We start from the raw sequence: 14423 nt of genomic DNA on the forward strand, positions 1-14423 counted from the left end.
GTCCCGATATGAAAGCCATCGTCATCCATGCCGCCAAGGATCTGAGGATCGAGGAGCGCGAGCCGGAGGTTGCGGGCGCCGGGCAGGTGGAGATCGCCATCGAAGCCGGCGGTATCTGCGGTTCCGATTTGCATTATTACAATCATGGCGGTTTCGGCACCGTGCGCCTGCGCGAACCGATGATCCTCGGCCATGAGATCGCCGGCACGGTCAAGGCGCTGGGCTCCGGCGTCGCCGACCTTGCCGTCGGAGACCGCGTTGCGGTTTCGCCGAGCCGGCCGTGCAACCATTGCCAATATTGCCTGAAGGGACAGCAGAATCACTGCCTCAACATGCGGTTTTACGGCAGTGCCATGCCGATGCCGCATATTCAGGGCGGCTTTCGCCAGCGGCTGGTGGCGGAACGTTGGCAATGCCACAAGGTCGCCGATGGCATTTCCATCCACGAGGCCGCCTTTGCCGAACCCTTTGCCGTGACGCTGCATGCGGCAAACCGCGCCGGATCGCTGCTGGGCAAACGGGTGCTCGTCACCGGATGCGGCCCCATCGGCATGCTGGCGATCGTTGCAGCCCGCGTTCTCGGCGCCCGCGAGATCGTCGCGACCGACGTGACCGACAGCGTTCTGGCGATTGCCCGCACCAGCGGCGCCGACAGAACGATCAACGTTGCCACGCATGCCGCCGACCTCGCCGCTTATAGCGCCGACAAGGGATATTTCGACGTCATGTTCGAGGCGTCAGGCAATGAACGGGCGGTGCGCGCGGGCCTGGAGACGCTCAGGCCCCGCGCCGTTCTCGTTCAGCTCGGCCTTGGCGGCGATGTCTCGATTCCGCAGAACATGATCGTTGCGAAAGAGATCGAGATGCGCGGGACATTCCGTTTTCACGAGGAATTTGCGCTCGCCGTCGAACTGATCAACGCGCGTCGCGTCGATCTGAAGCCACTACTAACAGGTGTCTTCGGAATCGACGAGGCCGTCGCCGCTTTCGAATTGGCCGGCGATCGCAGCAAGTCGATGAAAGTCCAGATCGCCTTCTGAACCTGCTGGATCATTCCTTAAATCGGAATCGATTCAGAAATAGATGTTCAAAAATTCAAACTGTTGCAACGCCGCGCATCTGAAAGACGCGCGGCGTTGTGGTGCTCAAGCTGTCGGCGTGCCGTTCCTGTCCGTGCTTTCGCGCAGGACAACCCTATAGCCGGTCAATGTGATCTCATCGCCGGTCGCCTCGCCACTTTGCAGGGCGTGCAGCAGGCGACCGGCCGCCTGGCGACCGATGCCATAACAGTCCACATTGATGGTGGTGATGCGCGGATGACAGATGGAGGAGATCTCATAATCGCCGAAACCGGCAACGGCGATGTCCCGAGGAACCTTCATTCCCCTGCGCGTGCATTCCATGATGGCGCCGAAGGCGGAGAGGTCGGAAACGCAGAGAACCACTTCCGTGTCCGGCCAGCGCTCCAGCAGGCTGACGATTGCCTGGCCACCCTGTTCCATGGTGATGGGCGGAACGCCGAAGGAAATCATCCGTCCCGGTCCGAGGCCGAGTTCTTCAACCGTCTTCTGGAAACCGCTGCGCCGCTGGCTGCCGCGCGTATCGCGCGCCGTCGTTCCGCCGATATAACCGAACTTCCGATATCCCTGGCCGGCAAGCGTCCGCACCAGCAAGGACATCGCCTCGCTGTTGGAGAAGCCGACGACCTGATTGATCGGATCTTCCGGAAGTTCCCACGTCTCGACAACGGGAATGCCGGCTTTTGCGAGCATCCGCCGTGCGCGCGCCGTGTGCGAACCACCGGTCAGGATGATGCCTTCCGGGCGGCGGCGCAGCATCGCTTCGATCAGCTCTTCTTCTTTCTCCGCCGAATAGTCGGTATAGCCGAGAAGAAGCTGAAGGCCGGTATTTTCCAGCGCATCGGTAATGCCGCGTGCGGTGTCGGAAAAATTCGAATTGTTGATCGACGGCACCAGGGCGGCGATGAAGCCGCTGCGCCGCGACGAAAGGCTGCCGGCCGACAGATCGAGCACGTAGCCGAGCGCATCGACGGCTTCCATGATGCGCTTGCGGGTCTCCTCGGAAACACTCGCATCCTGGCGAAAGGCACGCGAAACGGTCATGGCGGAGACGCCGACATATTTGGCGACCTCCGCCATCGTCAGCTTTTGAGCCTCTCCCGGCTTGAGACGCTTGTCTTTCGGCACATCCTCGTTCTTCACTGGTCTCCGCTTTCACAAAGCTTCCGAGTTGGGCAATTCAACACAGGATAAAGTTATCGCTATCATCGCACAATCGATTTTATTGCAGTGATGCACGGTTCCGCAGTCGAAAAACCAGGATTCTCGGCGCATCGATACCTGTACGACAGCTTCAAAACACGACAATATGGTATCGATAACAATTGATGAAACGGAGGAGCATCGTGTTCGGGCAAATTGACGGTACGGGGTTCGAGGTTCTCGACCCGCGTTTCGAAAGCTGCTTCGTGGGCCACGCCCGCGTCGAGCGGCTTTGGACGGGCGGGCGCTGGCTGGAGGGACCGGCCTGGTTTGCCGCCGGGCGGTATCTGGCTTTCTCGGATATCCCCAACAACCGGATGATGCGCTACGACGATACCAGCGGGCATACGTCGGTCTTCCGCGCGCCCAGCAACAACTCGAACGGCAACACGGTCGACAATCAGGGCCGGCTCATCACCTGCGAGCACCTGACGCGCCGTGTCACCCGCACCGAATTCGACGGCAGGATTACCGTCCTGGCCGATCGGATTGCAGGCAAACGGCTGAATTCCCCGAACGACGTCGCCGTCAAATCCGATGGGACCGTCTGGTTCACCGACCCGAGCTACGGTATTCTTCACGACTACGAGGGCGACTACGGCGAGGAGGAAATCGGCGGATGCCACGTCTACCGGCATGACCCGACAACTGGCACGACCGATCAGGTCACTTCCGATTTCGTCAAGCCGAACGGACTGGCTTTTTCCCCGGATGAGAGCGTGCTCTACGTCGCCGATACCGGGGCAACGCACCAGCCCGGCGGCCCGCGTCACATCCGGAAGCTCGCAGTCTCGAATGAGGGACGACTGAGCGATCTCGGCGTTTTCGCGGAATGTACCTCAGGCCTGTTCGATGGTTTTCGCGTGGACCGGAATGGCCGGATATGGACGAGCGCCGGCGATGGCGTCCACACCTATGACCCGGATGGAACGTTGATCGGCAAGATCCATATTCCCGAGGGCGTCTCCAATGTCACCTTCGGCGGAGAGAAATTGAACCGTCTCTTCATCACAGCAAGCACGTCCCTTTATGCTGTCTATCTCACTGCCAACGGGTCGAGACCGGGGTAATCACTAAGCCGAGGCCGCCCTTTTGGGACGGCCTCTCGTTTGGGACGGCATTTACGTCTTACCTCACCGCTGGCTGAGGCCGTCCGCCAGCCGGACCAGGCCGAGGAAATCCGACCTGTAGCCGAAGCTATCCGTTCCCCGCGATGCCGCGGCGAGATCGGCAATCGCCTGATAGGAATAGGAATCGAGGGCGGCGATGCGGCTCAGTTTCTGGCCGAAGGCGGCGACGGCCACGGAGAAACGGACATCCTGCGGCGCGGCATCGACGGCGGCGACCGCGTTGCTGTCATTGACAGGCGTGGTGATGATAGCACTCTTGTCCTCGCCCGGCCTTTTGTAGCGCATCTTGACGAAGGCAAGCTCGTCTTGACGCGCGGCATCGGCGGTCTCGGCCGGCGCCTTGTCGCCATAACGCAGGTCGTCATTCATGACCGCGGGGCTTCCCTTGGGCGTAATTTCGTAAATCGCCGTGACGCTGTGGCCGGAGCCGATATCGCCGGCATCGACACGATCGTTGTTGAAATCTTCGCGATTCAGTGCCCGCGTCTCGTAGCCGATCAAGCGGTATTCGGCGATCCTTTCCGGGTTGAACTCGACCTGGAACTTGACGTCGCTGGCGATCGTAAACAGCGTCGGTCCGGCCTCTTCGACCAGCGTCTTCTGTGCCTCCGCCAAGGTGTCGATATAGGCCGCACTGCCATTGCCGTTCTGGGCCAGCGTTTGCATCAGGGAATCGTTGAGATTGCCCCGCCCGAAGCCGAGAACGGTCAGGAAGATGCCGTCCTTGCGCTTCTCTTCGATGATGCGCTTCAAGTCCTCGTCGCTCGACGGGCCGACATTGAAATCGCCGTCCGTCGCCAGCATCACCCGGTTGACGCCGTCCTTGACGAAGGCCTGTTTGGCAAGGTCATAGGCGGCCTCGATACCTTCGGCGCCGCCGGTCGAGCCGCCGGGCTCCAGTCCGTCGATCGCCGACAGGATCTTCGATTTCTCCGCCACCCGCGTCGGCGCCAACACGGTGCCGGCATTGCCGGCATAGGTGACGATCGAGACGGTGTCGTCGGCCTTCAGCCGGTTGACCAGAAGACGGAAAGCGCTCTTGAGAAGCGGCAGCTTGTCCGGCTCGTCCATCGAGCCCGAGACGTCGATCAGGAAGACCAGATTGGCACGCGGCGTGGTTGCCGGTGCGATGTCATAGCCCTTGATCGCCACATGCATCAATTCCGTGTCGTGGTTCCACGGGGTCGGCATGACAGTCACCGTCGCCTTGAACGGCTGGTCGGCATTGTCGGGACCCGGCCAGCCATAGGGGAAATAATTGATCATCTCCTCGACGCGAACCGATTGCGGATCGGGCATCGCCCCACCCGTCAACGACCGGCGGACGAAGGAATAGGAGGCGCTGTCGACATCGGCGGAGAAGGTCGAAACCGGATCCGTCGCGACGCTCTTGATCGGATTTGCCGCGGCATTGGCAAACCGCTCGCGGACGGGATCGCGCTGGATCTGGATAGGTCCGTCCGCCGGCGGCGCAGGCGAGGGGGCGACGGCCATCGGTTCGGCCAGCTGCTGTTGGGGGGCGATGCCGGGTGCGGCCGGCGCGGAGCGTTTGGCCGCCCCGAGGGCCGCGGCAGAACTCTCCGACTTGTTCGTAAGGGCAGCGATGTCGTCGGCATCGAATTCGGACGTCCGTCCCGCATCGGGCTTTGCGAGGATTTGAGACTCCTTGTCCTGCAGGCCTTGCGCGTCAGCGACAGATTGCTCAGTCAGGGGGCCGTTCTCGGCCGGTGCTTGCGGCGGAATCTCCGGCGTGACCGTGACGGGTTGGCCCGCAGTTGCGACCGGTTGTTTCGACGCCTCACCTCGCGACAGGTTGCCGGCGATCTCGGTCTGGTCGACGATCGGCGATCCGTTGCGGGTTAGCTCGATCGTGAGATAACCGGCAGCCGGAATGACGAGCAGCGTCGCAAGGGCTGAACCGGCGAGGAATTTCTTGTTCATGGCAGGGCTCCATATCCAGTTGATGATGGAGCTTTGACGCCAGCCTTTCGCATTTCCTTGGGGCGCCTGCACATTATTTTCGGCGGTGTCGAAGGCCTGCATCGCTGCGGCAAGCGCACGCGCGCGCGCCTCCGAATCGGGTGCCGGCGGTGTGAGGCGGGAGAGCTTTTCCAGTTCCTTGTCCACGGTCATACCTCTTCCTTGCCGAGCACTGTTTTCAGCCTCTTACGCGCCTCGTGGACCTGCCAGGACACGGTCGCCTCCGAGCAGCCCATGACATCGGCGGCAGCAGAATGGCTGAGGCCTTCGCCATAGACGAGCAGCACCGCGTCGCATTGCCTTTCCGGCAAGGCGCGCACGGCGGCCCATAATTCGCCCGATAGCTCGTCGTCATTTCCATCAGGCGCATCCGGCTGCGGTTCGGCGGCATAAGCGCGGAATGTCTGCTCCTCTCGGGCAAGCTTGCGTCTGTGGTCGCGGGCGGCGTTGAGCGTCAGCGTATAGAGCCAGGTTCTGAAGCGACTGGCGCCGCGAAAGCTGCCGATGGCCGCGCCGAGCTTGACGCAGACCTCCTGGGCGATGTCGTCGGCATCCGTGGAACTGCCCGACCAGCGCCACGCCATCGCGTGGACGAAATCATAATGACGCGAGACCAGTTGCCCGAAGGCCTCCCGGTCGCCGCCCTGCACTCGTTCTATGAGCTCCGCATCCAATTCCGCACCTACCCCAAACCGACCAGCAAGATGCTATTTCGAGATTGAGACGTTTCTCGGATGGCTTTCCTTGGGTCGGCGCTGAAAAAATTATCGCGAATTTTGAAAGTCGCGACATTCATGGGTCGCGGCCAGACAGATCGGCTCGGTCACAAAGGCGCATGATGAGGATAAAGTCGGCCAGGGACATGATCTGTCATGCCCCAAATCGCGAAAGGACCTCCATGTCCGCTCAACCGCCTGTCCCCACCGAAAAGGGCATCCTGCAGTTTCTGGCGATTTGCGATTCCTTCTATCCGCCGGACGCCGTTCAAGCATCGATCGAGCAGCAACGCCATTGGTACGATGCTCTTTGCGCGCGTTTCGACCGGCCGCTGCCCCCGGAGATGATCTTTGCCGACGGCATGCTGCAGCGCATACCGATCCGGCGCTACCGTCCGCGCAAAATCAGCACGCGCACCATTCTGCTCTATCTTCATGGCGGCGGCTTCGTCGTCGGTTCGCTCGAAAGCCATCATGCCATCTGCGCCGAGATCGCCGATTTCGCCGGAGCGGAACTCGTTTCCGTCGATTACCGGCTGGCGCCTGAGTATCGCTGGCCGGCACAGACGGATGACGGCTTTGCAGTGTTGAAGCATCTGCTGTCCGCCAACAGCAAGGTCGTGCTGATCGGGGACAGCGCCGGCGCCAATCTTGCCGCCGGTCTTGCATTGCGGGCGCGCGACGAGGGCCTGTCCGGTGTCGTCGGCCAGGTCCTGATCTACCCGGCGCTCGGTGGCGATCTTGCCGCAGGCTCCTATATCGAAATGGCCGCAGCCCCCGGCCTGACGACGGCGGATGTCGCCTATTACCGCGAGATCCTGCAGGCGCCGGCAGGCAATGAGATCGCCGAGCCGCTGCAGGCAGCTTCGCTTGCAGGGCTGCCGCCGGCCTTCATCACGGTCGCGCATTTCGATCCGCTTCGGGACGACGGCCGGCACTATGCCGCCCGGCTCACCGAAGAGGGCGTCGACGTCTGGTTCCGGGAGGAGCCGCAGATGGTGCATGCATGGCTGCGCGCCCGCCACATGAGCGATGGCGCCCGCGACGGCTTCCGTGCCGTCTGCGAGGCCACAAGGCGTTTTGCGCAGACCTGACGATCACATCAGGTCACGCGCGATCCGCTTTTCCGCAAAGACCTTTTCGAAGACCTGTACGTCGTCCTCGAACGCGGTGACGACGGCGCTGATGATCCACTCGGTCCGGGTGCAGGCAATATGCGCGGTCGCGACCGTCCGGACGAACCAGCCGGGGCGGCGCATGTCGCAGGTCCAGGTCGACATCCCGGTCATCGACTGGGGATTATCGGGTGAAATCGACCAGACTTCCTCCCGCAGTTGCCGGGTCGAGAGACCTGTCCCCGGGTGTTCGGTGAGCCCGGTATCCTCGTGGATGTGATACTCCGTCCGGTTGGCCGAGAGATCGCGGACGACCTGCCGCTTCGTCGCGGCCGCCGCGTGCTCGATGTATTTCGGCAGCGGATCGGGATTGGCCGGTTCCTTGATGTCGATCCTCTGATGCTCGCCGAGCATCGGCAACCCCAGACCGAGTGCCGCGATGTCGACCTCGATGCCCTCGTCATCAGGCGGCGGCAGGATCATCGGCCAATAGGCGGTGGAAAGCGAAAGGCGGATGCGATGTCCCTTGCGGAAGCGATAACCGCAGGCATCGAGCACGAGCCGGATCGACACCCTTTCGCCTGGCACCAGCGGCTTGGGATCTGCATTGCCGTCGCGGTGGGTGAGGTTGACGACGCCGAAGGCGACACGCGTTGCCGTGCCATCCGGATGGACATCGACGAGCCGGGCGCAGAGATTTCCGCCCGTCGCCCGGGAGCGCAGTGCAAGCGTCAGCACGGGCCGGCCGAGATAGTCGCAATCGCCGGCAAGCGGCATCGTATCGAAGACCAGCGAGCCGGCATCGTCCGAACGCTGATCGATCGCCATTTCGGCGTCGGGTTTCAGCGTAAAATATTCGCCGGATGCCGTCCCGGTGTCGAGCGGAGAGCGGAGATAGACGGGATGCTCGGGCGCGTGCGGGATCGGCATGCCTTCCGTCAGCTTGCCGAATTGCTCGACATAAAAACACTGCATCCGCGGCGGCGACCAGACGTCCTTGGCAACCCAGAAACCCGGATCGCTGTCACGTCGCGGGGCAGGGCGGATGGCATCGAGAATATAGGCGCGGGCCTGCGGCAGCCCGTCGATCCCGTTATCGTCGCCGCGCAGCCATTTGTTCCACCAGCCAATCGCCTCGCCGTGGAAATCCGTGCGCGGCTTCGGCCAGGCGAAATGCGGATATTTGTGCACCCACGGCCCGATCAGCGCCTTCGCTTTGCGGCCCAAACCTTCAATCGCCATCAGAGGCGTATTGCGGTAGCCGTCCGCCCAGCCGGCGATGACAAGTGCCGGAATCTCCACGCTCGAAAAATCCTCTGAGATCGAGCCGTGACGCCAGAAATCGTCGCGCCGCTGGTGGGCCAGCCACGCCTCCATGAAGAAGGGTTCGCCTGCCAGGCGTTCCAGCCACATCTGCTTCCAGTGCTCGCCGACCAGTGCCGGATCGGGCGGGCGCGACTGGTAGCCTAGCATCGTCGCCGCCCATGAGAGCTGGGCGGAGAGATGGCAACCGTTCTTGTAATGGATGTCGTCATTGTAGCGGTCGACGGTCGAGGCGATCGATATGACGGCCTTCAGCGCCGGCGGACGCAATGCCGCGACCTGCAGGCTGTTGAAGCCGCCCCAGGAGATGCCCATCATGCCGACGGCGCCGTTCGACCATGGCTGCGCGGCAATCCAGGCAATCAGCTCGCAGGCATTGGCAAGCTCGCATTCTGTATATTCGCCATCGATGACACCATCGGATTCGCCGGAGCCGCGGATATCGACGCGCACGCCGGCAATACCGGCCGCGGCAAAGACCGGGTAGGTCGACTCGTCCCTGAGGCAGGTTCCGTCCCGCTTGCGGTAGGGCAGGAATTCGAAGACGGCGGGAACGGGATCTTCGTCCGCGCCGTCCGGCATCCAGATGCGCGCGGCAAGCCGCGTCCCATCCTTCAGCATGATCCATTCATTCTCGATGGTGGTAAAGCCGCGCGAGGTCATGCTCATTCCTTGATGCATATTGCATGCGACGAGGGTTCCGCCCCTCGTCAAGTCACCTAGTCAAGTCAGTTACCGGCGCTCTCCATGCGACGCGTGGCGAGCACCCGTTCCAGCCAGCCGATTTCCATTTCCGGTACGGATTTCAACAGCAGATCGGTGTAATCGTCAAAGGGCGGCGACAGCGCCGTCGATTTCGGGCCGAACCGCACCAGCTTGCCGCGATGCATCACCGCCACGCTGTCGGCGATCGCCCGGACGATCGCGATATCGTGGGTGATGAAGACATAGGACAACTGCTCTTCTTCCTGCAGGCGCAGGAGCAGCTTGAGGATACCCTCCGCCACCAGCGGATCGAGCGCCGAGGTCGGCTCGTCGCAGAGGATGAGTTCGGGCTTGGCGGCCAGCGCTCTGGCGATCGCCACGCGTTGCTTCTGGCCGCCGGAGAGTTCGGCGGGGTAGCGATCGACGAAGCCCTTGCCCATTTCGATCTGGTCGAGCAGTTCCTTGACCCGGGCAGTCTTCTCGGCACCTCTGAGGCCATAATAGAAGGTCAGCGGCCGGCCGATGATGTCGCGGACCGTCTGCCGCGGGTTCATCGCCGTATCGGCCATCTGGTAGATCAGCTGGATGCGCCTCAGGTCGTCGTTCGGCCGGCTCTTGAGGCCTGGCATCAGCGGTTTGCCGTCAAAGACGATGCGTCCGCTGCTCGGCGGCAACAGGCCGGTGATGACGCGCGCCAGGGTCGACTTGCCCGAGCCGGACTCGCCGACGACCGCGAGTGTCTGGCCCTTCGGCACGTGCAGCGAGACATCGTGCAGCACCTTGAAGCCGTTGGAATATTCGGCGCTGACATTTTCCACCTTGAGGAGTGCCGTGGACTGATCGGCGGCCTCCTCGCGATAGGCCTGTCTGACATTGACGAGGGCCCGCGTATAATCCTCCCGCGGTGCCTCGATGATCTGCTGGACGCTGCCATATTCCACTTGCTTGCCATAGCGCAGAACCATGATGTCGTCCGAGATCTGGGCGACGACGGCGAGATCGTGGGTGATGTAGAGGGCGGCGGTATGCGTTTCCTCGATCGCATGCTTGATCGCCGCCAGCACGTCGATCTGCGTGGTGACGTCGAGCGCCGTGGTCGGTTCGTCGAAGACGATCAGTTCGGGGTTGGAGCAGAGCGCCATCGCCGTCATCGCCCGCTGCAACTGGCCGCCGGAGACCTGGTGGGGAAAGCGCTCGCCGAAGGTTTGGGGATTGGGCAGGCCGAGAACCCCGAACAGATAAAGCGCACGTTTGCGCGCCTCCTCCTTGCTCATCAATCCATGTTTGACCGAAGCCTCGATCACCTGGTCGCCGAGTCGATGGGCGGGATTGAAGGCAGCGGCCGCAGACTGCGCCACATAGCAGACCCGCGCGCCGCGGATTTGACGGATGCCGTTCTTGCCGAGCGCCAGGATATCGGCACCGTCGAGCAAGACCTCGCCGCCGGTGATTTCGGCTCCACCCCGGCCATAGGCGAGTGCGGAAAGGCCGATCGTCGACTTGCCGGCGCCCGATTCCCCGATGAGGCCGAGAACCTTGCCCTTTTGCAGATCGAAGGAAACGCCGTCGACGATCGTCACCCGCCTGGGCGGTTCGCCCGGCGGGTAGCTGGTTGCTTCGATCTTCAGATTGCGAACGGAAAGAAGCTCAGGCATCGCCGCGCCCTCCCTTGAGGCTGGATGTGCGTTTCAGGAGCCAGTCGACGACGAGGTTGACACAGACGGCAAGCACGGCGATCGCCGTGCCCGGCACCAATGCTGCCGATATGCCGAAGATGATGCCGTCCTTGTTGTCCTTGACCATGCCGCCCCAATCGGCCGCCGGCGGCTGAATGCCGAGGCCGAGGAAGGAAAGCGTCGAGAGGAACAGGATCGAGAAGGCGAAGCGCAACCCGAACTCGGCCAGCAGCGGCGACAGCGTGTTCGGCAGAATTTCGCGGAAGATGATCCAGAGCTTGCCTTCGCCGCGCAGCTTGGCCGCCTCGACGAATTCCATCACCGCGACATCGAGCGCCACAGCGCGGCCGAGACGGTAGACGCGGGTGGAATCGAGGATCGCCATGACAAGGATCAGCACGACGATATTTTGCGGCAGGACCGCCAGAACGACCAGCGCGAAGATCAGCGTCGGGATCGACATCATCAGATCGTTGAAGCGGGAAAACACTGTGTCGATGATGCCGCGCGAGACGGCAGCGGTGAAGCTCAGGATAATGCCGAGCGAGAAGGAGATGACGGTGGCGGCGGACGAGACCAGCAGCGTCGTGCGCGCGCCGTAGATCAGGCGCGAGAGGATATCGCGGCCGAGATTGTCGAGGCCGAAGATATATTGATTATCCGGCAGCTGCCAGACGTCGCCGACGACCTGCGTCTCGCCATAGGGGGCGAGCCAGGGTGCAAAGATAGCGAAGATGAAGGCGATGGCGATACCGGCCATGCCGATCCAGGCGGTGATGGGGATGTCTCTCAATCTCATCGCGGATGCCTCAGCCGGGGGTTGGCGATAATCGCAAGGATATCGGCCGTCATGTTGAGGAAGATGTAGACGGCCGCGAAGATGAGCCCGCAGGCCTGCACGACGGGCATATCGCGCACGGTGACCGCATCGACCATATATTGCCCCATGCCGGGATAGACGAAGACCACTTCGACAACGACGACGCCGACCACGAGATAGGCAAGGTTCAGCGCGATGACATTGATGATCGGGGCGAGCGCATTGGGAGCGGCGTGCTTGACGATCGCGCGGAAGGCGCTGAGGCCCTTCAGCTCTGCCGTCTCCATATAGGCCGACGACATGACGGAGAGGATCGCCGCCCGCGTCATGCGCATCATGTGCGCAAGCACGACGAGCACGAGCGTCGCCGTCGGCAGCGCGATCGCCTTCAACCGCTCGCCGAAACCCATGCTGTCATAGACCGTCGCCGGGAAGGTCGCCATGCCAAGGTTCACCGCGAAGAAGAGGATCAGCAGGTAGCCGATGAAGAATTCCGGCAGCGAGATCGCCGCAAGCGAGATCACGTTGATGATCTTATCCGGCAGCCGATTGCGGAAATGCACCGACAGCATGCCAAGGCCGACGGCGAGCGGCACCGAGATCACCGCTGCGAAACCCGCCAGGAAAAGCGAATTGCCAAGGCGTTTGCCGATCTGCTCGCTCACCGAATTCTTGCTGGCCCAGGAGGTGCCGAAGTCCCCCTGGACGGCATTGCCGAGCCACTCGACGTAGCGCGTCGTGACCGGACGGTTCAGCCCGAGATCCTGACGAATATTGGCAACCGCCTGCGGCGTCGCCGACTGGCCGAGATAGGTGGTGGCAAAATCGCCGGGCAGGGCTTCCAGGCCGCCGAAGATCAGGATGGAAACGGCAAAAAGCAGGACGAGACTGAGCACGAAGCGCTCGAGGATGAGGGCCAGCAGCGGAAAACGCTGCCGCAACCCGAGGCCGGGCAAGATGCTGGGGGCAGGATTGGTCATGGCGAGGACCTCGCGCTAAAACGGCGGGAGGACCGCGGGTTTCATCCCACGGTCCCGGCTTCGTTGGAGATCGGAGGGGGCAAACGCCCCTTTATCCTCAGGCGTCCAGCCAGACGCGGGTTGCGACGTAGCCGTTCGACATGTCGTTGCCGATGTCGTGGACATAACCCTTCACCTGCTTGGTGGAGGCGTTCACGAAATCGTTGAACATCGGCAGGATTACCCCGCCCTCGTCGCGCACCATCATCGCCATGGTGCGGTACATGTCCTTGCGCTTGGCTTCGTCCAATTCGGAGCGGGCCTGCAGCAGCAGCTTGTCGAAGTCAGGACGCTTGAACTTGGTGTCGTTCCAATCCGCCGTCGAGAGATAGGCGGTGGAATACATCTGGTCCTGCGTCGGACGGCCACCCCAATAGGAGGTCGAGAAGGGCTGAACGTTCCAGACGTTGGTCCAGTAGCCGTCGCCCGGCTCGCGCTTGACCTCGATCTCGATGCCGGCCTTCTTGCAGCTTTCCTGATAGAGGACGGCCGCATCGACGGCGCCGGGGAAGGCGACTTCGGAGGTGCGCAGGAGGACCGAGCCGCTATGGCCGGACTTCTTGTAGTGGAAGGCGGCCTTGTCGGGATCGTAAACGCGCTGCTCGATGCCCTCGGGGAACAGCGCATAGGTGCTGTTGATCGGGAAGTCGTTGCCGACCTTGCCGTAGCCGCCGAGGATCTTCTGCACCATGGTCTCGCGGTCCATGGCGTATTTGAGAGCCAGGCGCAGGTCGTTATTGTCGAACGGCGCCTTGTCGCAATGCATGATGAAGACATAATGGCCACGGCCGGCGGTCGAGAGGATCTCGACATTCGGCGCGCGCTTCAGCAGGTTGACGGTCTTCGGGTCGACGCGGTTGATGTAGTGCACCTGACCGGACGAAAGCGCCGCGATGCGGGCAGTGGCATCGTTCATGCCGATGATTTCGATCGAATCGACATAACCCCGGTCGGTGCGCCAGTCGTCCTTGTTCCTTTCGAAGGTGGCGCGGACGCCGGGCTCGAAGCTCGTCATCTTGTAGGGGCCGGTGCCGATCGAGGCCAGCGGATCGTCGACGCCGCCGTTCGGCTGGATGACCAGGTGGTAGTCCGACAGCAGAAGCGGCATGTCGGCATTGCCTTCGCTGAGCGTCAGCACGAGATTGCCGCCGTCGGCCTTGATCTCCTTGATCGAGCCGAGAACACCGAGCGCACCGGATTCCGACTTTGCGTCGGTGTGGCGCTTCAGCGTCGCAACGACGTCGTCGATCGTCAGTTCCTTGCCATCGTGGAACTTGACGCCCTTGCGGATCTTGAAGGTCCAGGTGACAGCGTCCTTCGAGGGCTCCCAGGATTCGGCAAGCGAGGGCACGGCGGCACCCGTCAGCGGGTCGGACTCGACCAGCATGTCACCCCAGCAGCGGCCGATACAGAACATGACCTGCGACAGGAACTTTGCCGGATCCTTCGAATCGGTGGCTGCACCTCCTTCGAGGCCGAGCTTCAAGTGGCCACCGCGTTTCGGTTCGGCGGCTTGCGCACTTTCGGTGAAGAGCTTGTCGGCGACGGCAAGTGTGATGCCCGCCGCCATGGCGCGTCCCATGAATTCGCGGCGGCTGAGCCCGCCGGCGGTGATACGGCTTGCGAGATATTTGGTGTAGTCGTTCATTCCCCAGTT

At 62.4% G+C, this 14423-nt stretch carries 11 protein-coding genes; 3 read left to right on the forward strand and 8 right to left on the reverse strand.

Annotated elements, in window-relative coordinates; genetic code table 11:
* The first annotated feature begins 8 nt into the window (after positions 1-8).
* A complete protein-coding gene (locus FHT79_RS01145; protein ID WP_097595547.1) occupies positions 9-1040 on the forward strand; it encodes an L-idonate 5-dehydrogenase in 1032 nt (343 codons plus the stop codon).
* A 105-nt stretch (positions 1041-1145) separates the two neighbouring features.
* Here FHT79_RS01145 and FHT79_RS01150 read toward each other — a convergent pair whose 3' ends face one another.
* The gene (locus tag FHT79_RS01150) at positions 1146-2222 is read right to left on the reverse strand and encodes a LacI family DNA-binding transcriptional regulator (protein ID WP_047612170.1); all 1077 of its coding nucleotides are present in this window, start codon (positions 2220-2222) and stop codon (positions 1146-1148) included.
* Between the two features lie 203 nt (positions 2223-2425).
* On the opposite strand from FHT79_RS01150, the gene FHT79_RS01155 reads away from it, so the two are divergent.
* Positions 2426-3352 (forward strand): SMP-30/gluconolactonase/LRE family protein, encoded by a 927-nt coding sequence (locus tag FHT79_RS01155; protein WP_097595548.1) that lies wholly within the window; start codon positions 2426-2428, stop codon positions 3350-3352.
* 63 nt (positions 3353-3415) lie between these two features.
* Here the strand turns inward: FHT79_RS01155 and FHT79_RS01160 are convergent, their stop codons facing one another.
* The gene (locus FHT79_RS01160) at positions 3416-5545 is read right to left on the reverse strand and encodes a VWA domain-containing protein (RefSeq protein ID WP_183902861.1); all 2130 of its coding nucleotides are present in this window, start codon (positions 5543-5545) and stop codon (positions 3416-3418) included.
* Positions 5542-6066, reverse strand: coding sequence for an RNA polymerase sigma factor (locus tag FHT79_RS01165; protein ID WP_183902862.1), 525 nt, complete (start codon positions 6064-6066; stop codon positions 5542-5544). Before FHT79_RS01165 ends, FHT79_RS01160 begins: the two co-directional genes overlap by 4 nt.
* A gap of 224 nt (positions 6067-6290) precedes the next feature.
* Between FHT79_RS01165 and FHT79_RS01170 the strand changes: the two genes are divergently transcribed.
* Entirely contained in the window at positions 6291-7202 is a 912-nt protein-coding gene (locus FHT79_RS01170) for an alpha/beta hydrolase (protein ID WP_047612163.1), read from the forward strand.
* Between the two features lie 3 nt (positions 7203-7205).
* Here the strand turns inward: FHT79_RS01170 and FHT79_RS01175 are convergent, their stop codons facing one another.
* From FHT79_RS01175 to FHT79_RS01195, 5 genes are all read right to left on the reverse strand, one after another.
* Positions 7206-9209: a CocE/NonD family hydrolase gene (locus tag FHT79_RS01175; RefSeq protein WP_047613383.1), complete on the reverse strand. Its 2004-nt coding sequence runs from the start codon at positions 9207-9209 to the stop codon at positions 7206-7208.
* Between the two features lie 65 nt (positions 9210-9274).
* Complete coding sequence (locus FHT79_RS01180; RefSeq protein ID WP_183902863.1) at positions 9275-10906, reverse strand: ABC transporter ATP-binding protein; 1632 nt, start codon at positions 10904-10906, stop codon at positions 9275-9277.
* Positions 10899-11726 (reverse strand): ABC transporter permease, encoded by an 828-nt coding sequence (locus FHT79_RS01185; protein WP_047612159.1) that lies wholly within the window; start codon positions 11724-11726, stop codon positions 10899-10901. Before FHT79_RS01185 ends, FHT79_RS01180 begins: the two co-directional genes overlap by 8 nt.
* Complete coding sequence (locus tag FHT79_RS01190) at positions 11723-12727, reverse strand: ABC transporter permease (RefSeq protein ID WP_063475782.1); 1005 nt, start codon at positions 12725-12727, stop codon at positions 11723-11725. The genes FHT79_RS01185 and FHT79_RS01190 overlap by 4 nt, the downstream gene beginning before the upstream one ends.
* Positions 12728-12824: 97 nt before the next feature.
* Entirely contained in the window at positions 12825-14414 is a 1590-nt protein-coding gene (locus tag FHT79_RS01195) for an ABC transporter substrate-binding protein (RefSeq protein ID WP_183902864.1), read from the reverse strand.
* Positions 14415-14423: the final 9 nt, after the last annotated feature.

Origin of the sequence: Rhizobium sp. BK212 (assembly GCF_014197475.1) — a bacterium.
Classification (GTDB): Bacteria; Pseudomonadota; Alphaproteobacteria; order Rhizobiales; family Rhizobiaceae; genus Rhizobium; species Rhizobium anhuiense.